The sequence below is a fragment of the Phreatobacter sp. genome (genome assembly GCF_052440005.1).
GTDB lineage: Bacteria > Pseudomonadota > Alphaproteobacteria > Rhizobiales > Phreatobacteraceae > Phreatobacter.
Genome location: NZ_JBQVQL010000045.1, coordinates 18,097 through 36,733 on the forward strand (window position 1 = coordinate 18,097; position 18,637 = coordinate 36,733).

Genomic DNA, 18,637 nt, shown 5'->3' on the forward strand with positions numbered 1-18,637 from the left:
GTGATGCTATGATGCCTACACTTTAGACATCATTTTCCGCGCTGCACAAGAGGCGGGCCGCACGACAAGACAGGTCGTGGTGAACGCGCTAGGGAAGGCGCAGACAATTTGGACGTTCTGCATGCGCTCGCCTCCCTTTGTCGCTGCCCTCGTCGTCGCCGCAGGCCGCGGTTTGCGCGCAGGCGGCGGCGTTCCGAAGCAATATCGGCTGCTGGCCGGCAGGCCGCTTCTCAGCCATGCGGTGGAAGTATTCCAGCGTCATGACGGGGTCGGTGCGGTCCTGGTGGTGATCGGGGACGGCGACCGCGACCTCTACCGGAAGGCCATTTCTGAATCGGCCGGCATGCTTTCCCCCGTGACGGGCGGCGCTGAGCGCCAGTCCTCGGTCCTGGCGGGGCTGGAGGCGCTGGCGCAATCGGCCCCCGACATCGTCCTCGTCCACGACGCCGCCCGGCCCTTCCTGTCTCCAGCGCTCATCGACGCCGCCATAGCAGCCGTGGCGGACGGCGCGGTCGCGGCCGTCCCCGGCACGCCGGTGGTCGATACCATCAAGGCGGTGGATGCCGCTGGCCGCGTCGTCGCGACGCCGGACCGGGCGAACCTGCGCGCCGTGCAGACGCCGCAGGCCTTCGCCTTCCGGGCCCTGCTCGATGCCCATCGCCGCGCCGCCACGACCGGCGTCGCCGGCCTCACCGACGATGCCTCGGTGATGGAATGGGCCGGCCATGCGGTCGCGGTCTTTCCCGGCGAGGCCGGCAATGTGAAGCTCACCCTGCCGGAGGATTTCGATGCGGCGGAACGGCGGATGCGGATGGCGATGAACGACACCAGGGTCGGCCAGGGCTATGACGTTCACGCCTTCACGGACGGCGACCATGTCTGGCTCGGAGGCGTGCGCATCCCCCACGACCGCGGCGTCCTCGCCCATTCCGACGGCGACGTGGTGCTGCACGCCGCGACCGACGCCATCCTCGGTGCGCTCGCCGACGGCGACATCGGCACGCACTTTCCCCCGAGCGACCCTCAGTGGCGGGGCGCCTCCTCCGACCGGTTCCTCGCCCATGCGGCGGAGCTCCTCGCCGCCCGCGGTGGCCGCCTTGCCATGCTGGACGTGACGGTCGTCTGCGAGGCTCCTCGCGTCGGACCCTATCGCGAGGCGATGCGGGATCGGATGGCGGCGATCCTCGCCGTCGGCACCGACCGCATCGCCATCAAGGCGACGACCAGCGAAAAGATGGGCTTCACCGGTCGGCGGGAAGGGCTCGCCGCCCTCGCCGTCGCTACCGTCCGCATGCCGGGAGAGTGAAATGAGCGACACGAGCACCGAAAGGCTCGCGACCGACGTCCTCGCCGCGTGCAGGGCGCGTGGGCTCATGACGGTCACCGCCGAGAGCTGCACCGGCGGCCTCGTCAGCGCCGCACTCACCGCCATCGCGGGCTCCTCCGACGTCGTCGACCGCGGCTTCGTCACCTACACCAACGCGGCCAAGCAGGAGATGCTGGGCGTGCAGGAGGCGACCCTCGCGGCCCATGGCGCCGTCTCGGCCGAAACCGCGGCGGCCATGGCAGCGGGTGCTTTGGCGAATTCGCGGGCGCAGATCTCGGTGTCGGTCACCGGCATCGCCGGTCCCGGCGGCGCGACGCCCGGCAAGCCGGTCGGCCTCGTCCATTTCGCCGCGCGACGCGGCGACAGGCTCCTTCTCAGGGAGGAGCGCTTCGGCGCCATCGGCAGGGACGCCGTGCGGGCTGCGAGCGTCGACGTCGCGCTCGGGCTTCTCCTGGCCCTGGCGACGGACCGGGATCAGGCGGCGGGCGAGGCGCCCGGCCGGCCGTAGACCGCGTCGGCCCGCGCCTCGAAGGCCTCGGCGAAGCGCCGGAAGGCCGCGTCGAACACGGCGCCCATGACGAGGGCCAGCGCCCGCGAGCGGAACTCGTAATCGATCGAGAAGGAGACGCGCGTCCCCTCCCCGTCTGCGGCGAAGCGCCAGTGGTTCTCCAGCCGCGAGAAAGGCCCGTCGATATATTCGGCGATGATGTGCAGCCGCGGCCGGTCGAGCGTCACCCGGCTGGTGAAGGTCTCGCGCAAGGGGCCGTAAGCCACCGTCATGTCGGCGACGAGGATCTCGATCCCGTCGTCACCGGCATTGACCCGCCGGCGCACCTTCAGCGCCTCGCAGAGCGGCACGAAGAGCGGGTATTGGTCCACGTCGGCCACGAGGTCGAACATGGCCTCGGGGCGGTGGCCGACCCGCCGCTCGGTCTTGAACACCGGCATTTCTCAGCCCCTGCCTGCGGCCGGAACGGCGGAGAGGAACGCGGCCGCCTCGGCCCGTGACCGGAACGTGACGAACCGCTGCTCCGCGCCGAGACCCGCGAACCAGGCGCGGAGTTTGGGCCGCTGGATAGAGCGATAGGTCCACACGTACCGATAGAAGGCCAGGTCGATGCGCTCCGGACAGCCCGGCGCCATCTCAGGTCGCACCCGGCCGTGGAGGCGAAGGCTCCGGCCGATGACGCCGGCGAGGCAGGTGAGCGTCGGCAGATCGAACCAGCAGACGGTGTCGGCGCGGCTGCGGCGAAGGTCGCTGCCGTGGGTGGTGTAGTTGCCGTCGATGACCCAGGATTCGCCTGCGGCCGCAGCGTTCACTCGCGCCGCGAAGGCGGTTTTGTCAGGCTCCACCCAGCCGGGCTGCCAGAACAGGGCGTCGAGCGAGACGCAGGGGATGGCGAGCTTCGAGGCCAGTGCCTGCGCGAAGGTCGACTTGCCCGAGCCCGAACAGCCCATCACCAGCACGCGTCGCATGGCGCCGCCGGCCTCAATGGCCGAGGCGCGCCAGACGGGCCGCCCTGAGCCTGGCGAAATCGTCGCCGGCATGGTGCGAGGAACGCGTCAGCGGGCTCGACGAGACCAGCAGGAACCCCTTGGCCATGGCGATCGTCTCGAAGCCCTTGAACTCGTCTGGGGTGACGAAGCGCACGACTTCGTGGTGCTTGCGGGTCGGCTGCAGGTACTGGCCGATCGTCATGAAATCGACGTCGGCGGACCGCAGGTCGTCCATCAGCTGCAGCACCTCGTTCCGCTCCTCGCCGAGGCCGACGATGATGCCGGACTTGGGGAGGTTGGTGGGGTCGAGCTCCTTCACACGCTGCAGCAGGCGGATGGAGTGAAAGTAGCGGGCGCCGGGCCGGACCTTCAGATATTTCGACGGCACCGTCTCGAGGTTGTGGTTGAACACGTCGGGACGGGCGGCGACGACCACCTCGAGCGCCCCCTCCTTGCGCAGAAAGTCGGGGGTCAGGATCTCGATCGTGGTCTTCGGCGAGCGGCGGCGGATGGCGTGGATCACGTCGGCGAAGTGCTGGGCGCCGCCGTCGGCGAGGTCGTCACGGTCGACGGACGTGATGACGACGTGCTCGAGCCCAAGCTTCTCCACCGCAATGGCGGTGTGCTCCGGCTCGTTCGCATCGAGCGGCGCCGGCATGCCGGTCTTGACGTTGCAGAAGGAGCAGGCGCGCGTGCAGGTGTCGCCCATGATCATGAAGGTGGCGTGCTTCTTCTCCCAGCACTCACCGATGTTCGGGCAGCCGGCTTCCTCGCAGACGGTGACGAGGCCGTTCTCCTTCACGATCTTGTGGGTCTCGGCCCATTTGGGCGAACCCGGCGCCTTCACGCGGATCCACTCCGGCTTGCGCTGGATCGGCTGGTCGGGCCGATGCGCTTTTTCCGGGTGCCGGGGGCGGTTGTCGCGCTTCAGCGTGTCGATCAGCGTGGCCATGATCCATCCGATGGCGGGCGAAGGCCTTCATTAGGCAGTCCGGACCCTGTTTCGCAAGGTCCCGGATGCCGCCATGCCGCGAGTCTACGTCTGCGGTGCCCGCCTGGATGGCTCGAATCGCTCGATGAAGCGGATCAGGGCGGCAACGGCCGCGCCCATGTCGGCGACGGTGGCGAACTCCAGCGGATTGTGGCTGATGCCGCCCCTGCAGCGCACGAACATCATGGCGAAGTCGGTGAGGCCCGCCATGGCCTGCCCGTCGTGGCCGGCGCCCGAGACGAGCCGGGGCGCGGCCAACCCGAGGCTTTCCATGCTGTCCGCGAGGCCATCCTGCAGCCACGGCGCGCAGGCCGCCGTTGGGCAGTCGTGGTAGGTCTCGAACACCACCGAACAACCGCGCGCCCCGGCCAGGGCCTCCGCCCGGGCCGTGAAGGATTCGAGGGCGGCATGGCGCGGCGCATCGGCGGCGGCCCTCAGGTCGAGGACGAACTCCACCCGGTCCGGGATGACGTTGATGGCGCCGGGCTTGACGCCGATCTGCCCGACGGTCGCCACCATGGCCGCTTCGGGGTGCGCCTTCGCGATGGATTCCGCCATCAGCATCATCTCGGAGGCGGCGAGCAGCGCGTCCTGCCGGAGCGGCATCGGCACGGTGCCCGCATGGCCCGCCATGCCGGAGACGGTGACGCGGGTACGGAACTGCCCGGCGATCGAGGTGACGACGCCCAGCGAGGCCGCCTGGTGCTCCAGCACCGGTCCCTGCTCGATATGGATTTCGACATAGGCGAGGGCCTCGTCGCGGCTCATGGCGGCCGTGGGGATGGCGGCGGGGTCGAGGCCGTAGTCGGCGAGGGCCTGCGCGAGCGTCACGCCGTCGCGGTCCTGACCTTCCAGCCAGCGCTGTTCGTAGGCGCCGGCGACGGCGGCGGAGGAGGACAGGACGGTCGGAAACCGCACGCCCTCCTCGTCACCGAACGCCAGGACGTCGATGGCGAAGGGGAAGCTGCGGCCGGCGTCGCGGAAATGCTCCACCGCGAGGATGCCGCAGACGACGCCCAGCATGCCGTCGTACTTGCCCGCGTTGATGACCGTGTCGATGTGCGAGCCGATCAGCAGGCGCGGCACCGCATTGGCGCCCGGCGCCTCGCCTTCCATCGGATAGTGGCCGCGGATCGTGGCGACGGCGTCTTCCTCGGTCGCCATGCCGGCTTCCGCCATCCACTGCGCCACCAGATGGGCGGCGCGCTTGTGCTCCGGCGTCAGGTAGCGCCGTGTCAGCCGGTCCGGCTCTTCGGAAATGGCGGCGAGTTCGTCCAGCATGGCTTCGGCGCGGCGGCCGAGGCGGTCGATGTCGAGATCGGTCATTTCAGCCCGGCGAGATAGGCGCCGAGGGCGGCGCGGTCCTGGTCGGTCATGGCGGTCTGGTTCCCAAGTGGCATGGCCTTGGACTGGACCGCCTGCTGGATGACGGCAGTCGCGTGGCGGCGCAGATCCGCGGCCGTCTCCAGCATGACGTTCTTCGGCGCTTCTGCAATGCCCTCGTGGGTGGGCCGGCGGGCGTGACAGGTGGCGCAGTGGGTGGTCGCGATCTGCAGCGCCTGCGCCTCGCTCACCTGCCCCGCGCCGGCCAGATCCAGCTTCGGCCGCTGCGAGGTGATGAAGACGGCGATGAGCAGCGACAGCGCCGCCACCGGCACGGCCCAGCCGTAGCTCTTCCAGGGGTCGTGCGCCTCGTGCCGGTTCAGCGTGTGCTGCACCAGCGCCCCGGTGATGACGATGAACGCGACGACGAGCCACGAATGGGGATGGGCGTAGAGCATCGGATAATGGTTCGAGACCATCATCAGCAGCACGGGCAGCGTCAGGTAGTTGTTGTGGGTGGAGCGCGTCTTGCCGATCTTGCCGTATTTCGGGTCCGGCTTGCGGCCGGCGATGAGGTCGGCGACGACGATCCGCTGGTTCGGGATGATCACCAGGAAGACGTTGGCCGCCATGATGGTGCCGACGAAGACGCCGACATGGATGAAGGCGCCCCGTCCCGAGAAGACCTGGCCGAAGGCCCAGGCGGCGCCGACCACCATCAGGAAGACGACCAAGGCGAGGGCCGCGGTGTGGTTGGCCAGCGGCGACCTGCACAGCGTGTCGTAGAGCAGCCAGCCGATGACGATGGAGGCAAGCGAGATGGCGATGGCCTGGCCCGGCGTGATGTCGGCGACGGTGGGGTCGATCAGGAAGCCGCGTGCGTTGAGATAGTACTGTGCGATGAGCAGGATGAAGCCGGAGACCCAGGTCAGGTAGGCCGCCCATTTGTGCCAGAGCAGGTCCGGCGGCAGGTTGTCGGGCGCCACCAGGTATTTCTGCACGTGGTAGAAGCCGCCGCCGTGGACCTCCCAGGCGACGCCGTCGGCGCCCGTAGAGCCCGCCGCCCGCGGCTTCAGGCTGTAGTCCAGCGACATGAAATAGAAGCTGGTACCGATCCAGGTGATCCCGGCGGTGATGTGGAACCAGCGCGAGAGCAGGTTGAACCAGTCCGTGGCGAGAGCGATGTCCATGGGGCGTCCGGCTGCCTCTTCAGGCGCTGTGTCGCCGGTGAGCCGGCTTTGCGTTGATGGTACGGGACTGCGCCAAGATCAAGCACTCGGCGGCGACGGAGGCGGCGATCACCGCCGGTTCCTTGCCGGCGAGCCCGGGAAGGCCGATCGGACAGCGCAGCCGCGCCGCAGCCACCTCGCCGAGCCCCAATGCCCCGAGCTGGCGGATGAACCGCGCCCGCTTGGTGGCCGAGCCGATCAGGCCGACATGGGCGAAACGGCCCGCGGCGAGCGCCGCCGTCACCACCGCGAGGTCGAGGGCGTGGCTGTGGGTCATCACGAGAATCTGCGCGCCGTCAGGCAAGGCTGCCAGCGCCGCCTCCGGCGGGCCGGCGACTAGGCTGGCATTGGCCGGCACGGCCGCGGGGAAGGCCCCGGGTCGCCCGTCGTGCCAGAACACGCGGAAGGGGAGCGGCGCCAGCGCCAGCACCAGGGCCTTGCCGACATGGCCGGCGCCGAACAGCGCGACGACCGGCAGGCTCTCGCCGAAGGCCTCGACGAAGGGCGGCGCCTCGCCGGCCGTAGCCGGCGCGCTCTCTATCATTTCCCGCTCGAAGCGCCCGCCACGGAGCGTCGTCCGGGTTCGGAACGGCCCGGCCTTCTCCGCCTCGGCCAGCCGGATCACCGCGTCGCGGTCCCCTGCCCCGAAACGCTCGACGGCGAGTGTGACGTGGCCGCCGCAGCACTGGCCGAGCGCCGGCCCCAGCGGCTGGTCGAGGAGGAGAACCGCGTCGTCGCGGCGTTCCAGCAACGCCTGCGCCTTCGCCAGCGCCTGCCATTCGAGGGTGCCGCCGCCGATCGTGCCGTAGAAGGCGCCGTCCGGCCGCACGATCATCCGCGCGCCGGGACCCCGCGGCACCGATCCGCGCGTCGCCATCACGCTGACGAGGGCGCAGGCCCCGTCCGTGGCGATCAGTGATGCGATGCGGGGCCAGACCTCCACGGCTCAGGCCTCGCCGGTCTGCCGGGCACAGGCAAAGAGGATCGCCTCCGGCGTCGCCGGCGCGTCGAGCGTCACCGGGCGCCCCGGCGCGAGCGCATGAACCGCGTCGGCGATGGCGCAGAAGACCGAGTTGGCCAGCATCAGCGGTGGCTCGCCGATGGCCTTCGAGCGGTAGATCGTGTCCTCGCGGTTCGGATTGTCGAAGAAGGCGACGCGGAAATCCGCCGGCACGTCGCGGGCCGTGGGGATCTTGTAGGTCGAGGGCGCGTGGGTGCGCAGCCGCCCCTTCGCATCGAAGACGAGCTCTTCCATGGTCAGCCAGCCCATGCCCTGGACGAAGCCGCCCTCGATCTGGCCGATATCGATGGCCGGGTTCAGCGAACGACCGGCATCGTGGAGAATGTCCACCCGGTCGAGGGTGAATTCCCCGGTCAGCGTGTCGATCGTCACCTCCGAGCAGGAGGCGCCATAGGCGAAATAGAAGAACGGCCGTCCCGTCGCCTTCGGCCTGTCCCAGGTGATCTTCGGCGTCGCATAGAAGCCGGCGGCCGACAGGTGCGTGCGGGCGAGATAGGCCTTCTTCACCGCCTCGGCGAAGGTGAGGTTCTTCTCGCCCGACCACACCCGGTCGTCGCGGAAGGCGATGCTTGCCACCGGCACTTGCCAGTCGCGGGCGATGAACTCGGCGATTCGCCCCTTGATCTCGGCTGCCGCGGCCCTCGCCGCCATCCCGTTCATGTCCGTGCCGGAGGAGGCCGCCGTCGGCGAGGTGTTCGGCACCTTGCCGGTGTGGGTCGCGGTGATGCGCACCCGATCGAGGGCGACGCCGAACTCCTCCGCCACCACCTGCGCCACCTTGATGAAGAGCCCCTGCCCCATCTCGGTGCCGCCGTGGTTCAGGTGGATCGACCCGTCCTGGTAGACGTGGACCAGAGCGCCGGCCTGGTTGAGGAAGGTGGTGGTGAAGGAGATGCCGAACTTCACCGGCGTGAGGGCGAGCCCTTTCTTGAGGTGGCGCGACCCTGCGTTGAACGCCCTGATCTCGTCCCGCCTCGATCGATAGCCGCTGGAGTCCTCCAGCTGCCGCATGATCGGCCCCGCGACATTGTCCTCCACCGTCATGCCGTAGGGCGTGATGTTGCGATCGTCAGTGCCGTAGAGATTGGCATAGCGCACATCGAGCGGGTCTTGCCCCGTGGCCCAGGCGATCCTATCCATCAGGCGCTCGGCGAAGACCATGCCCTGCGGTCCGCCGAAGCCGCGGAAGGCCGTGTTGGACACGGTATGCGTCCTCAACCGCCGCGAGTGGATGTGGACCTGCGGATAGAAATAGGCGTTGTCGGCGTGGAACATCGTCCGGTCGTTGATCGAGGACGACAGGTCATGGCTGTAGCCGCAGCGGCCGGCAAACTGCACCGAGACCGCCTCCAGCCGGCCGGCGGCGTCGTGGGCCGCGCTGTAACCGACGAGGAAGTCGTGGCGCTTGCCGGTCATGACGAAGTCGTCGTCGCGATCGAGGCGGATCTTGGCGGGACGACCGGTGAGCCGCGCCGCCAGCGCCGCCATGGCCGCCCAGCCGCTGGCCTGGCTCTCCTTGCCGCCGAAACCGCCCCCCATGCGCCGCACCGCCACCTCGATGGCCGCATCCGGCAGGGCGAGGACGCGGGCGACGACGTGCTGCACCTCGCTCGGATGCTGGGTGGAGGAATGGATGAGGAAGGTGCCGTCCTCCTCGGGAACGACCAGGGCGGCCTGACCCTCGAGATAGAAATGCTCCTGGCCGCCGATGCGCAGCTGGCCCTCCAGCCGGTTGCCGCTGGCCGCGATGGCGGCCTCGGGATCGCCGCGCCGGAAGGCATAGGCCGGCATCAGGTCGGCATCGGCCGCAAGGGCGTCGGCGACGTCGACCAGCGGCGAGGTCTCTTCCACCTCGACGACAGCGAGCCGCGCCGCACGCCGCGCCGCGTCCCGGCTCTCCGCCACCACGGCGAAGAGCGGCTGGCCGTGGAACGAGATGGTCTCGGCGACAAAGAGCGGATCATCGCCGGCGACCGGGCTCACGTCGTTCGCACCTGGAATGTCCGCTGCCGTGAGCACGGCGACGACACCGCGAACGGCGCGCACCGCGGACAGGTCCAGCCCCGTGAGCCGTCCGGCAGCGACGGGCGCGCCACCCGGCACCACGTGCAGCGTGCCCTCCGGCTCGCGGATGTCGTCGATATAGGGCGCCTCGCCCGTGACGTGCCGCTCGGCCGCGTCGTGGCGGATCGACCGGCGGACGTGCCGCAGCCCCTCCCCGTCCTGCTCAGGCCGCATGGGAGGCTCCCCGCAGCGTCGCAAGCCGTGTCGCCGAACGGTCGCCGGCGGCGATCTCCGCGAGGCCCTTGACGATGAGGTTTGCCGCGACCCGCAGGCGGTAGGCCGCCGAGGCGCGGTGATCGTCGAGCGGCGTGAAGTCCTCGCCCAGCCGCGCCACGGCCCGGCCGATGGTCCCACCGTCATCGAGGGCGACGCCTTCGAGCGCCCGCTCGACGGCCGACGCGCGCTTCGGGATTCCGGCCATCCCGCCGAAGGCGATGCGCGCGCCGGCGATCCGTCCGCCGTCCAGCCTGATCGCCATCGCCAGCATCACCGACGAGATGTCCTGGTCGTGGCGCTTGGCGATCTTGAACACGCGCAGATGCTCACCGGCAGCAGGGCGCGGCACCCGCAGGTGCGTGACGATCTCGCCGGGCGCGCGGTCCTGCCGGCCATAGGCGAGGAAGAATTTTTCGATGGGCAGCGTTCGCATGGCCTGGCCACGCCGGAGCGATACCTCAGCCCCCAGGGCGATGAGGAGCGGCGGCATGTCCCCGATGGGCGAGCCGTTAGCGACGTTGCCGCCGATCGTACCGGCGGTGCGCACCTGCGTCGAGCCGAGGCGCTGGAGGAGCAGCGCGACGTCGGGGTCGAGGGCGCCGAGGGCCGGCGCCGCCTCGCCATAGGTAACAGCCGCACCGATCGTCAGCGCCTCCTCCGTCACCGTCAGGGCGCGGAGTTCCGCGACGCGGCCGGTGTGGACCAGTTTCGGCAGGGTCCTCAGCTGCTTGGTGATCCACAGCCCGACGTCGGTTGCCCCGCCCACCAGCGTCGCGTCGGGATGCTGATCCATCAGCCCGGCGAGGGCGTCGAGCGAAGCAGGCGCAGCGAAGAAGGCCTCCTCGGTGCCGACGAAGACGTCGGTGCCGTCGGCGAGGGCGGCCAGTGCCGCGGCGGTCGCCGTGCTTCGCCGGGCATGGGTATCGTCAGGGGCCGTTGAGCAGGCGGCGAGCGCCGCATCGACGATGGGCCGGTAGCCGGTGCAGCGGCAGAGATTGCCGGCGAGCCGTTCGAGCACGACCTCACGGTCCGCGCGCGCGCCCTCCTGGTAGAGGGTGAACAGGCTCATGACGAAACCCGGCGTGCAGAAGCCGCATTGCGAGCCGTGGTGGTCCACCAGAGCCTGCTGCACCGGGTGGAGGCGACCACCGCTCGCCAGGTCCTCGACCGTGACGAGCTCCGCGCCGTCGAGCTGCCCGAGCAGCATGATGCAGGCATTGGCGGGCTCGTAGGCAAGACGGCCATCCTTCACCCGCCCGAGGGCGACGGTGCAGGCGCCACAGTCGCCCTCCCCGCAACCCTCCTTGGTCCCGCTCAGGCGGCGCTCCAGCCGCAGCCAGTCGAGCACGGTGGTCATCGGCGGGACATTCGACGCCTCGACCACGGCGCCCCGGTGCAGGAATCGGATGGGCCGTGTCGTCATGAGCCGCGATAGGTCGTGTAGCCGTAGGGCGAGAGCAGGAGCGGCACGTGGTAGTGCTGGTCCAGCGCCGTGACGTTGAACCGCAGCGTCACCACGTCGAGGAAGGGCGGATCGCTGAGCGCGACGCCCGCCTCACGATGATAGGCGGCGACGTCATATTCGAGGCTGTACGGGCCGCTGCGGATGGTCGCCGGCGTCAGCAACGGCTCGGGCGCCCGGCCGTCGGCATTGGTGCGTCCCTCGGCCATGAGCCGGCGTGTGTCGCCCTCGATGGCGTAGAGGCGGTAGACGATCCCCATCGCCGGCCGGCCGGCTGCCGTGTCGAGGACATGGGTGGAAAGATGCCCGGGCATGCGGAAGCTCCTCACGTCCCGCCATTGTGAGCACGAAGACGCCCGCTTTGCACCGCAAAAAGAATGGCTGACCTGCCGGACGGGCACGTATTTGTGCGGACGCGAGGGGCCCGGCGCCGCGCCTAGGCTTTCCCACCCCCGCCGAACCCGAGCAAGATGCCGAGTCTCGCCCCGCAAGCGTCCTTCCGCGAGCTGTTCACCCCCAAACTGGTGACGGTGCTGCGCGAGGGCTATGGCCTCAAGGATCTGCGCACCGACGCGGTGGCGGGCCTCACGGTGGCCATCGTCGCGCTGCCGCTCTCCATGGCGATCGCCATCGCCTCTGGCGCGACGCCCGACAAGGGCCTGATCACCGCCATCATCGGTGGCTTCCTCATCTCCGCCCTCGGCGGCTCGCGCTTCCAGATCGGCGGGCCGGCGGGCGCCTTCATTCCGCTCGTGGCCTCGACGATCGCGATCCACGGCTATGATGGACTGGTGATCGCCACCTTCATGGCCGGGATCATGCTGGTCGCGGTGGGTTTTCTCAGGCTCGGGACCTACATCAAGTACATCCCCTATCCGGTGACCGTCGGCTTCACCGCCGGCATCGCGGTCATCATCTTCGTCAGCCAGGTCCGCGACCTCCTCGGCCTCCGGCTCTCCGGGCCCGAGCCGCCGGAGATGCTGCACAAGCTGCCCGTGCTCTGGCAGGCTCTTCCAACGGTCAATCCGGTCGCGATGGTCATCGCAGCGCTCGCCATCGGCGGCATCCTCGCCCTGAAGCGCTGGCGGCCGGCCGTGCCGGGCATGCTGGTCGTGGTGGCGGCCGGCGCGGCGGCGACGGCGCTCTTCGCCCTGCCCGTCGAGACGATCGGCTCGCGTTTCGGCGCGCTGCCCACGGGCATCGGCTTCAACGGCCTGCCCGGTCTCTCTCTTGGCCGGGTCCGGGACCTGCTCGTGCCTGCCGTCGCCTTCGCCATGCTGGGCGGGATCGAATCGCTGCTCTCGGCGGTCGTTGCCGATGGCATGACCGGCCGCCGCCACCGCTCCAACTGCGAACTCGTCGCGCAGGGCGTCGCCAATATCGCCTCCGCCCTGTTCGGCGGCCTCCCGGTCACGGGGACGATCGCCCGCACCGCGACCAATGTGCGCGCCGGTGCCAGGGGACCCGTTGCAGGCATGCTCCACGCCGTCTTCCTCTTCGTCTTCCTGGCGCTCGCCGGCGGGCTGATGAGCTACGTGCCGCTGGCGGCGCTGGCGGGTGTCCTCGCCATCGTCGCCTGGAACATGGCGGAGAAGCGCGAATTCGCCATGCTGATGCGCGCCTCGGCGGGCGATGCGCTGGTGCTGCTCGCCGCCTTCCTCCTCACCGTTTTCGTCGACCTGACCGCCGGCATCGGCGTCGGCATCGTCCTCGGTTCCCTCCTCTTCATGCATCGGATGGCCGAGGCGATGGCGGTCGACAGCAAGGTCGGCCTGATCGACGAGGACGTCGCCGACGGCGCGGAAGGCAACGGGCGCTACGATCCCGCGCGTGCGTCCGACCGCCGCATCGTCACCTACCGGCTGAGCGGAGCCTTCTTCTTCGGCGCCGCTGCGACGGTCGCCTCCGTCTTCGACCGGATCGGCGACCCGCCGGCCGTGTTCATCCTCGACCTGACGGACGTTCCCTTCCTCGACACGACCGGCGCCTACACGCTCGAGAGCTTCGTCCACAAGCTTGAGCGCGCCGGCACCGCCGTGGTCATCACCGGCCTGCGCGACAGCGGCCGCCAGACGCTCGCCCATTTCGGCATCGCCGAGCCGCGCGTCACCCTCGCGTCCTCGCCGGACGCGGCGATGCAGGCAGCCGAGGCCCGGCTCGCGCCTATCTGACCCGCTCGCCGAGCACGATCCCGACGAGGCCGAGATAGAGGGTCGCCAGCGCCAGCGCGGCACTGACAGGCCACGGCGGGGCGAGGTCCGCCACCACCGCCGCGGCGGCCGCCACCATCCAGACGGCGAGCACGCCGAGGGTCAGTGGCCGCAGGCGCTCCATCCAGAACGGATGGACGAAGACGAAGGGGGCGAAGGTCGCCGCCACCAGAACGACGACGGTCACCGCATTGGCCGCAGGCGGCAACCCGAAGACGAGGATGAGGAAGACCGCCACGTTCCAGATGGCTGGAAAACCCCGGAACCCGCCCCCCGGCGTCTTCATCTCGGTATCGGCGAAATAGAAGGCTGAGGAGACGAGGATCGCCGCCGCCAGCGGCCAGGCGAGAGGGGGCGGCACCAGCCCCGCCTGGATCAGCACCTGGACGGGCACGACCACATAGGTGAGGTAGTCCACCACCAGGTCGAGGATTTCGCCGGAAAAGCGCGGCAGTCGTTCGGCGACCCGCAGCTGGCGCGCGATGGTGCCGTCGATCCCGTCGACCACGAGCGCCAGGCCGAGCCAGACGAAGACGGCGGCGAAGCGCCGCTCCGAGGCGGCCACCAGCGCCAGCAGGCCGAGCACGGCGCCCGACGCCGTGAACATGTGGACGGCGACGGCGGCCGCAATCCCGCCCCTGTCCTCGTTCGCCATGGCCGCCCCTCTCATGCTGGCCATCCCCCGCGGCGTCTTGGACCTTGGGCGGGGCGCGGCCGGATGCTAGGAGAGTGGCCCCGGACAGCATCAGGCGGCAAGACGCATGAGCGACAGCGCGACCAGGACCAGCTTCGACGTCGTCGTGGTGGGCGCGGGGCCCGCGGGGCTCTTCGCCGCCGTCGCCCTCCATGAAGCCGGTTTCGACGTGGCCGTCGTCGGCGCCCTGCCCGGCCGGACGAGCGACCGGCGCACCTCCGCCCTGCTCGACGGTTCCGTCCTCGCTCTGCAGCGGCTCGGCGTGTGGGAGCGCCTGAGGCCGCACGCCGCGCCGCTCAGGGTGATGCGCCTGGTCGATGCCACCGGCAGCCTTCTGCGAGCACCGATCTTCGAGGGCCGTTCGAACGAGATCGGCCTCGATGCCTTCGGACACAACATCGCCAACGACGACATCGGCGCGGCGCTGCTGGCCACGGCCCGTGAGCGCGGCATCACCCTCGTGGACGACATGGTCACCGGCGTTGACCTCTCGGACGGGGCGACGCTGACGCTCTCAGGCGGCGGGACACTCTTCGCCCCCCTCGTCGCGGGCGCCGACGGCCGCCGCTCGCAGGTCAGGACCGCTGCCGGCATCGAGGTCGTCGAGACGCGCTATCCGCAGTCTGCGGTGACCGCCACCTTTCGCCACAGCCGCCCCCATGGCGACGTGTCGACGGAGTTCCACACGCCTACAGGGCCCTTCACGCTGGTGCCGCTGCCAGGCGACCGGTCGAGCCTCGTCTGCGTCGTCACGCCACGCGAGGCCGACGCGCTCCTGAAAATGGACGACGGCGCCTTCGCCCGCGAGATCGAGAAGCGCTCGCAGGCGATCCTCGGCAAGGTGACGCTGGAGCCCGGCCGTGGCCGCTACGACCTTGGCGCCATGACGCCGCGTCGATTCGGCGTTCCTGGCGCCGCCCTCGTCGGCGAAGCCGCCCACGTCGTGCCGCCCATCGGGGCGCAGGGGCTGAACCTCGGCCTGCGCGACGGCGCCGCACTCGCCGAGTGCCTTACCGATGCCCGCGCCGCCGGCGAGCCCACCGGCAGCGCACGCGCCATGGACGCCTATGACCGAGCCCGCCGCGCCGACATCGTCAGCCGCACCTTCGCCATCGACGTGCTGAACCGCTCGCTGCTGTCGCCGTTCATGCCGGTCCACCTCGTCCGAGGCGCGGGCCTGTGGGCCCTCGACCAGATCGGCCCGCTGCGCCGCGCCTTCATGCGCGAGGGGCTGCAGCCTTCACAGGCGACGCCGCGGCTGATGCGCCCCGAGGCGCGCGACGCCGCCTGAGGGCTCACGGCGTGAAGATGTTGATCGGCAGAAGCTCGTTCTTCACGAGATAGAGCACCGTCGTCAGCGTTCCCACCGACACCACGGTGCCGAGCAGAACTGCGTTCGAGGCCTCCTCGACATAGGTGTCGTATTGCCGGGCGATGATGAAGACGTTGAGGGCCGGCGGCAGGCAGGCCATCAGGGCGGCGGCATAGACCCAGGAGGGCTCGAAGGTCCCGAGGAAGGACAGGATCAGGATCGCCAGCGCCGGGTGGATCAGAAGCTTCAGCGCGAGGATGGGCGAGATGGCGGCCGCCACCCGCGCCAGCGCGGCGAAGCTCTCCATGCGCAGCGCAACCGTCACCCCGAGAGTGAAGAGCGCCACCGGCGCGGCGGCGTTCTGCAGGAAGGCGAGCAGGCGGTCGAGCATCTCCGGCGGCTTGAACTGGAGGAAGGCCGAGATGACCCCTGCGACCGTCGCGAGGATGAAGGGATGGGTGACGATCTTCACGATCACCTCCCCCACCACCGACAGGATGGAACGGCGCGCGGTGCCGTCGAGCGCCATCAGCAGCGGCACCAGCGAGAACAGGAGGATGTTGTCGAAGCAGAAGATCAGCGCGACCGGCGCCGCCGCCTCCGAACCGATGGTGGAGAAGGCGAGCCCGGGCCCCATGTACCCGATATTGCCGTAGGCGGCGGCGACGCCCGCCACCGTCGCATGGCCCGTATGGCCGCCCGAGCGCCACGCCACATAGGCGAAGCCGAGGACGAAGACCGTGAAGGTAGCGAAAGTGGTGCCCACGACGAAGGGCACGTTGTTGAGCTTTTCCAGCGGCGTCTGGGCGAGGATGCGAAAGAACAGGGCCGGCAGCGCGATATAGATGAGAAAGAAGTTCATCCAGCCGAGGCCGGCCTCGGGAATCGGCGTGCCCTTCCACGCCTTGTAGCGCGCCGTGAAGAAGCCGAGCGCGATCAGGCCGAAGAACGGCATCGCGAGGTTGAGGACCTGGAGCATGAACGGATCGCTGGGCGGCGGAAGGTCAGCGACCGCTACCGGGCGGGGCCGCCGGGGTCAACGGCGGCGGGGCCGGGTTCAGTGCAACCCTGTGCGTTTCACCCGGTATTCGCCGTCGGGGTCCCGCTCGAACACCTCGTCCACCTGCGGATGCCGGATCGGATCGCCGCTGGTGTCGACCAGAAGGTTCTGCTCGGAGACGTAGGCGATGTACTCCGTCACCTCGTTCTCGGCGAAGAGGTGGTAGAAGGGCTGGTCCTTCGACGGGCGGAGCTCGGCCGGGATCGCCTCGTACCATTCGTCGGTGTTGGCAAAGGTCGGGTCCACGTCGAACACCACGCCCCGGAACGGGTGGATCCGGTGCTTCACGATCTGGCCGATCTTGAATTTGGCTTGCCGTGGCTTGTCGATCACGCCGGTCGAGGTCCCTTGCGACGATGGGGCGATATGGGCGCGGGACAAAAGCGGCATGGCGCCGTCATGTCAACGCCCATTTGCTTGTCCTACGGATGCGGGCGCGCTTCAGATCGCATAGCGGTCGGCGAAGGCGGGATCCTTGGCCGCGACGATGCGCGCGAGGTCGACGATGACCTTGGCCTGTTTCCAGGTGGCGTCGTCCTGCATCTTGCCGTCGATCATCACCGCGCCCGAGCCGTCGGGCATGGCGGCGAGGATCTTCGCCGCGAAGGCGACCTCGTCCGGATCGGGCGAGAAGACCCGCTTGGCGATGTCGATCTGCGAGGGATGCAGCGTCCAGGCGCCGGCGCAGCCCATGAGGAAGGCGTTGCGGAACTGCGTCTCGCAGGCGAGGGCGTCGGAGAAGTCGCCGAACGGTCCATAGAAGGCCTTGAGGCCGTTGGCGGCGCAGGCATCCACCATCTTGGCGAGGGTGTAGTGCCACAGGTCCTGCTGGTAGACCGCGCGCGGCCCCTCCCCGCCAGGGTCGGCGACGACCTTGTATTCGGGATGGCCACCGCCGACGCGGGTCGTCTTCATGGCGCGCGACGCGGCGAGGTCCGCCGGCCCCAGGCTCATGCCGTGCATCCGCGGCGAGGCGGCCGCGATCTCCTCGACGTTCTTCACCCCCTCGGCCGTCTCCAGGATGGCGTGGATGAGGATCGGCTTGGCGACCCTGTGGCGCGCCTCGAGCTGGGCGAGGAGCTGGTCGAGGTAATGGATGTCCCAAGCCCCTTCCACCTTCGGCAGCATGATGACATCGAGCTTGTTGCCGACCTCCGCGACGATCTGCGTCAGGTCGTCGAGAATCCACGGCGAGTTCAGGGCGTTGACCCGGGTCCAGACGCCGGTGGTGCCGAAGTCGGTTTCCTTCACCATGGCGATGAAACCGGCGCGGGCGGCCTCCTTGGCATCGAGCGGAATGGCGTCCTCGAGGTTGCCCAGCACGACGTCGACGCTCTTGGCGAGTTCCGGCACCTTGGCCCGGACCTTCTCCATGTGCGGCGGCACGAAATGGATCATGCGCTCGAGCCGCACCGGCAATTCCCGGTAGGGCTCGGGGGCCCCGATCGCCAGCGGCTTGTAGACGTTGCGCGGCAGCTTCATGTCCCACTCCTCGTTGCGTCCAGCGCTACAGGAGGCGGTTGCACCGCACAATTCCGTGGAACGGCGGATGCATGAAAAAAGGGCGCGGAACCGGTCCGCGCCCTTGTCTCGAAAAAAGTGTCGCCGTCGTCAGCGCTGCGGCGGAGCCAGGGGCTGCATGCCGGCCGGGGCACCCGGAACGGGCGCGGCGCCGGGAACGCCGCCCTGCTGCTGGCGCTGCTGCTGCTCCTGGAGGCGGCGCTGGGCCTCCTCGCCGCGGCGCTGCAGTTCCGCCTGCAGGCGGCGCTGGCTCTCCTCGTAGGCCTTCGGGTCCACCGGCTCGCCGTCGTAGGACGCCTGGAAGCCCTGCAGCGACATGCCGAGCGAGATGGCGCGGTTGTTCATGTTGACGACCTGGATGTTCAGGTTCGTCGAGCGCTTCATGCGGGTCAGGAATTCCGGCTGAATCTCCATCTGCGCGAAGCAGGCGTTCGGCAGGCAGACCTCGTAGCGCAGCGCCTGCGGCTGCGGCTGGCCCTGGCCTTCCAGCACGACGCGGATGCCGGGCTGCAGCGACATGCCGACGGGAACGGCGATGATGAGGCGCGGCTTCTCACCCTCGAGGTCGCGGATCTGTACCGAGGCGAGCATCTGGCCGTTCTCGGCGCGGGTCTCCTGAACCACCATGCAGAGCTTCTTCGTCGTCGGCGGCGTGCGCTCGTCGGTCGGAACCTGGTCGCAGAGCTTCACCCACGGCGTCTGGATGGCGC

18 protein-coding genes are annotated in these 18,637 nt (G+C 69.6%); 4 read left to right on the forward strand and 14 right to left on the reverse strand.

Annotation, left to right across the window (positions count from 1 at the left end; translation table 11 throughout):
• The first annotated feature begins 121 nt into the window (after nt 1-121).
• Both ACT6XY_RS12585 and ACT6XY_RS12590 read left to right on the forward strand, forming a co-directional pair.
• The gene (locus ACT6XY_RS12585; RefSeq protein WP_444748662.1) at nt 122-1,306 is read left to right on the forward strand and encodes a bifunctional 2-C-methyl-D-erythritol 4-phosphate cytidylyltransferase/2-C-methyl-D-erythritol 2,4-cyclodiphosphate synthase; all 1,185 of its coding nucleotides are present in this window, start codon (nt 122-124) and stop codon (nt 1,304-1,306) included.
• A gap of 1 nt (nt 1,307) precedes the next feature.
• Nucleotides 1,308-1,835, forward strand: a complete 528-nt coding sequence (locus ACT6XY_RS12590) for a CinA family protein (RefSeq protein ID WP_444748663.1) — start codon at nt 1,308-1,310, stop codon at nt 1,833-1,835.
• Here the strand turns inward: ACT6XY_RS12590 and ACT6XY_RS12595 are convergent.
• The 9 genes from ACT6XY_RS12595 to uraH all read right to left on the reverse strand — a co-directional run bounded on the left by ACT6XY_RS12595 (nt 1,802) and on the right by uraH (nt 11,444).
• Nucleotides 1,802-2,275 carry a type II toxin-antitoxin system RatA family toxin gene (locus tag ACT6XY_RS12595; protein WP_444748664.1) on the reverse strand — a complete coding sequence of 158 codons (474 nt, stop codon included), beginning with the start codon at nt 2,273-2,275 and terminating at the stop codon, nt 1,802-1,804. The two genes, ACT6XY_RS12590 and ACT6XY_RS12595, sit on opposite strands and share 34 nt — an antisense overlap.
• A gap of 3 nt (nt 2,276-2,278) precedes the next feature.
• The gene (locus ACT6XY_RS12600) at nt 2,279-2,803 is read right to left on the reverse strand and encodes a DNA topology modulation protein (protein ID WP_444748665.1); all 525 of its coding nucleotides are present in this window, start codon (nt 2,801-2,803) and stop codon (nt 2,279-2,281) included.
• Nucleotides 2,804-2,816: 13 nt separating this feature from the next.
• The gene (gene lipA / locus ACT6XY_RS12605; protein ID WP_444748666.1) at nt 2,817-3,776 is read right to left on the reverse strand and encodes a lipoyl synthase; all 960 of its coding nucleotides are present in this window, start codon (nt 3,774-3,776) and stop codon (nt 2,817-2,819) included.
• Between the two features lie 84 nt (nt 3,777-3,860).
• Nucleotides 3,861-5,141 (reverse strand): allantoate amidohydrolase, encoded by a 1,281-nt coding sequence (locus ACT6XY_RS12610; protein WP_444748667.1) that lies wholly within the window; start codon nt 5,139-5,141, stop codon nt 3,861-3,863.
• Entirely contained in the window at nt 5,138-6,328 is a 1,191-nt protein-coding gene (locus tag ACT6XY_RS12615; protein WP_444748668.1) for a urate hydroxylase PuuD, read from the reverse strand. The genes ACT6XY_RS12610 and ACT6XY_RS12615 overlap by 4 nt, the downstream gene beginning before the upstream one ends.
• 19 nt (nt 6,329-6,347) lie before the next feature.
• Nucleotides 6,348-7,310, reverse strand: coding sequence for a xanthine dehydrogenase accessory protein XdhC (gene xdhC / locus ACT6XY_RS12620; protein ID WP_444748669.1), 963 nt, complete (start codon nt 7,308-7,310; stop codon nt 6,348-6,350).
• A gap of 3 nt (nt 7,311-7,313) precedes the next feature.
• A complete protein-coding gene (xdhB, locus tag ACT6XY_RS12625) occupies nt 7,314-9,626 on the reverse strand; it encodes a xanthine dehydrogenase molybdopterin binding subunit (RefSeq protein WP_444748670.1) in 2,313 nt (770 codons plus the stop codon).
• Nucleotides 9,616-11,091: a xanthine dehydrogenase small subunit gene (xdhA, locus tag ACT6XY_RS12630; RefSeq protein ID WP_444748671.1), complete on the reverse strand. Its 1,476-nt coding sequence runs from the start codon at nt 11,089-11,091 to the stop codon at nt 9,616-9,618. The genes xdhB and xdhA overlap by 11 nt, the downstream gene beginning before the upstream one ends.
• On the reverse strand, nt 11,088-11,444 hold the full coding sequence (uraH, locus tag ACT6XY_RS12635; RefSeq protein WP_444748672.1) for a hydroxyisourate hydrolase: 357 nt from the start codon (nt 11,442-11,444) through the stop codon (nt 11,088-11,090). Before uraH ends, xdhA begins: the two co-directional genes overlap by 4 nt.
• A 156-nt stretch (nt 11,445-11,600) precedes the next feature.
• Here uraH and ACT6XY_RS12640 point away from each other — a divergent pair, with 156 nt between their 5' ends.
• The gene (locus tag ACT6XY_RS12640) at nt 11,601-13,301 is read left to right on the forward strand and encodes a SulP family inorganic anion transporter (protein WP_444748673.1); all 1,701 of its coding nucleotides are present in this window, start codon (nt 11,601-11,603) and stop codon (nt 13,299-13,301) included.
• Here ACT6XY_RS12640 and ACT6XY_RS12645 read toward each other — a convergent pair.
• Nucleotides 13,294-13,995, reverse strand: coding sequence for a CDP-alcohol phosphatidyltransferase family protein (locus tag ACT6XY_RS12645; protein ID WP_444748674.1), 702 nt, complete (start codon nt 13,993-13,995; stop codon nt 13,294-13,296). The two genes, ACT6XY_RS12640 and ACT6XY_RS12645, sit on opposite strands and share 8 nt — an antisense overlap.
• 106 nt (nt 13,996-14,101) lie before the next feature.
• Between ACT6XY_RS12645 and ACT6XY_RS12650 the strand changes: the two genes are divergently transcribed.
• Nucleotides 14,102-15,325: a UbiH/UbiF family hydroxylase gene (locus ACT6XY_RS12650; protein WP_444748675.1), complete on the forward strand. Its 1,224-nt coding sequence runs from the start codon at nt 14,102-14,104 to the stop codon at nt 15,323-15,325.
• 4 nt (nt 15,326-15,329) lie between these two features.
• Here the strand turns inward: ACT6XY_RS12650 and ACT6XY_RS12655 are convergent, their stop codons facing one another.
• The 4 genes from ACT6XY_RS12655 to ACT6XY_RS12670 all read right to left on the reverse strand — a co-directional run.
• Nucleotides 15,330-16,325 (reverse strand): AEC family transporter, encoded by a 996-nt coding sequence (locus tag ACT6XY_RS12655; protein ID WP_444748676.1) that lies wholly within the window; start codon nt 16,323-16,325, stop codon nt 15,330-15,332.
• Between the two features lie 78 nt (nt 16,326-16,403).
• A complete protein-coding gene (gene hspQ, locus ACT6XY_RS12660; RefSeq protein ID WP_444748680.1) occupies nt 16,404-16,739 on the reverse strand; it encodes a heat shock protein HspQ in 336 nt (111 codons plus the stop codon).
• A gap of 108 nt (nt 16,740-16,847) precedes the next feature.
• Nucleotides 16,848-17,888 (reverse strand): HpcH/HpaI aldolase/citrate lyase family protein, encoded by a 1,041-nt coding sequence (locus ACT6XY_RS12665; RefSeq protein WP_444748677.1) that lies wholly within the window; start codon nt 17,886-17,888, stop codon nt 16,848-16,850.
• Nucleotides 17,889-18,017: 129 nt separating this feature from the next.
• The coding region (locus ACT6XY_RS12670) for an invasion associated locus B family protein (protein WP_444748678.1) at nt 18,018-18,637 on the reverse strand (620 nt) is incomplete at its 5' end.

Coding starts and splice junctions, on each gene's coding strand:
- ACT6XY_RS12585 (WP_444748662.1), top strand. CDS start 122: ATGCGCTCGCCTCCCTTTGTCGCTGCCCTCGTCGTCGCCGCAGGCCGC.
- ACT6XY_RS12590 (WP_444748663.1), top strand. CDS start 1,308: ATGAGCGACACGAGCACCGAAAGGCTCGCGACCGACGTCCTCGCCGCG.
- ACT6XY_RS12595 (WP_444748664.1), bottom strand. CDS start 2,275: ATGCCGGTGTTCAAGACCGAGCGGCGGGTCGGCCACCGCCCCGAGGCC.
- ACT6XY_RS12600 (WP_444748665.1), bottom strand. CDS start 2,803: ATGCGACGCGTGCTGGTGATGGGCTGTTCGGGCTCGGGCAAGTCGACC.
- lipA (WP_444748666.1), bottom strand. CDS start 3,776: ATGGCCACGCTGATCGACACGCTGAAGCGCGACAACCGCCCCCGGCAC.
- ACT6XY_RS12610 (WP_444748667.1), bottom strand. CDS start 5,141: ATGACCGATCTCGACATCGACCGCCTCGGCCGCCGCGCCGAAGCCATG.
- ACT6XY_RS12615 (WP_444748668.1), bottom strand. CDS start 6,328: ATGGACATCGCTCTCGCCACGGACTGGTTCAACCTGCTCTCGCGCTGG.
- xdhB (WP_444748670.1), bottom strand. CDS start 9,626: ATGCGGCCTGAGCAGGACGGGGAGGGGCTGCGGCACGTCCGCCGGTCG.
- xdhA (WP_444748671.1), bottom strand. CDS start 11,091: ATGACGACACGGCCCATCCGATTCCTGCACCGGGGCGCCGTGGTCGAG.
- uraH (WP_444748672.1), bottom strand. CDS start 11,444: ATGCCCGGGCATCTTTCCACCCATGTCCTCGACACGGCAGCCGGCCGG.
- ACT6XY_RS12640 (WP_444748673.1), top strand. CDS start 11,601: ATGCCGAGTCTCGCCCCGCAAGCGTCCTTCCGCGAGCTGTTCACCCCC.
- ACT6XY_RS12645 (WP_444748674.1), bottom strand. CDS start 13,995: ATGGCGAACGAGGACAGGGGCGGGATTGCGGCCGCCGTCGCCGTCCAC.
- ACT6XY_RS12650 (WP_444748675.1), top strand. CDS start 14,102: ATGAGCGACAGCGCGACCAGGACCAGCTTCGACGTCGTCGTGGTGGGC.
- ACT6XY_RS12655 (WP_444748676.1), bottom strand. CDS start 16,325: ATGCTCCAGGTCCTCAACCTCGCGATGCCGTTCTTCGGCCTGATCGCG.
- ACT6XY_RS12665 (WP_444748677.1), bottom strand. CDS start 17,888: ATGAAGCTGCCGCGCAACGTCTACAAGCCGCTGGCGATCGGGGCCCCC.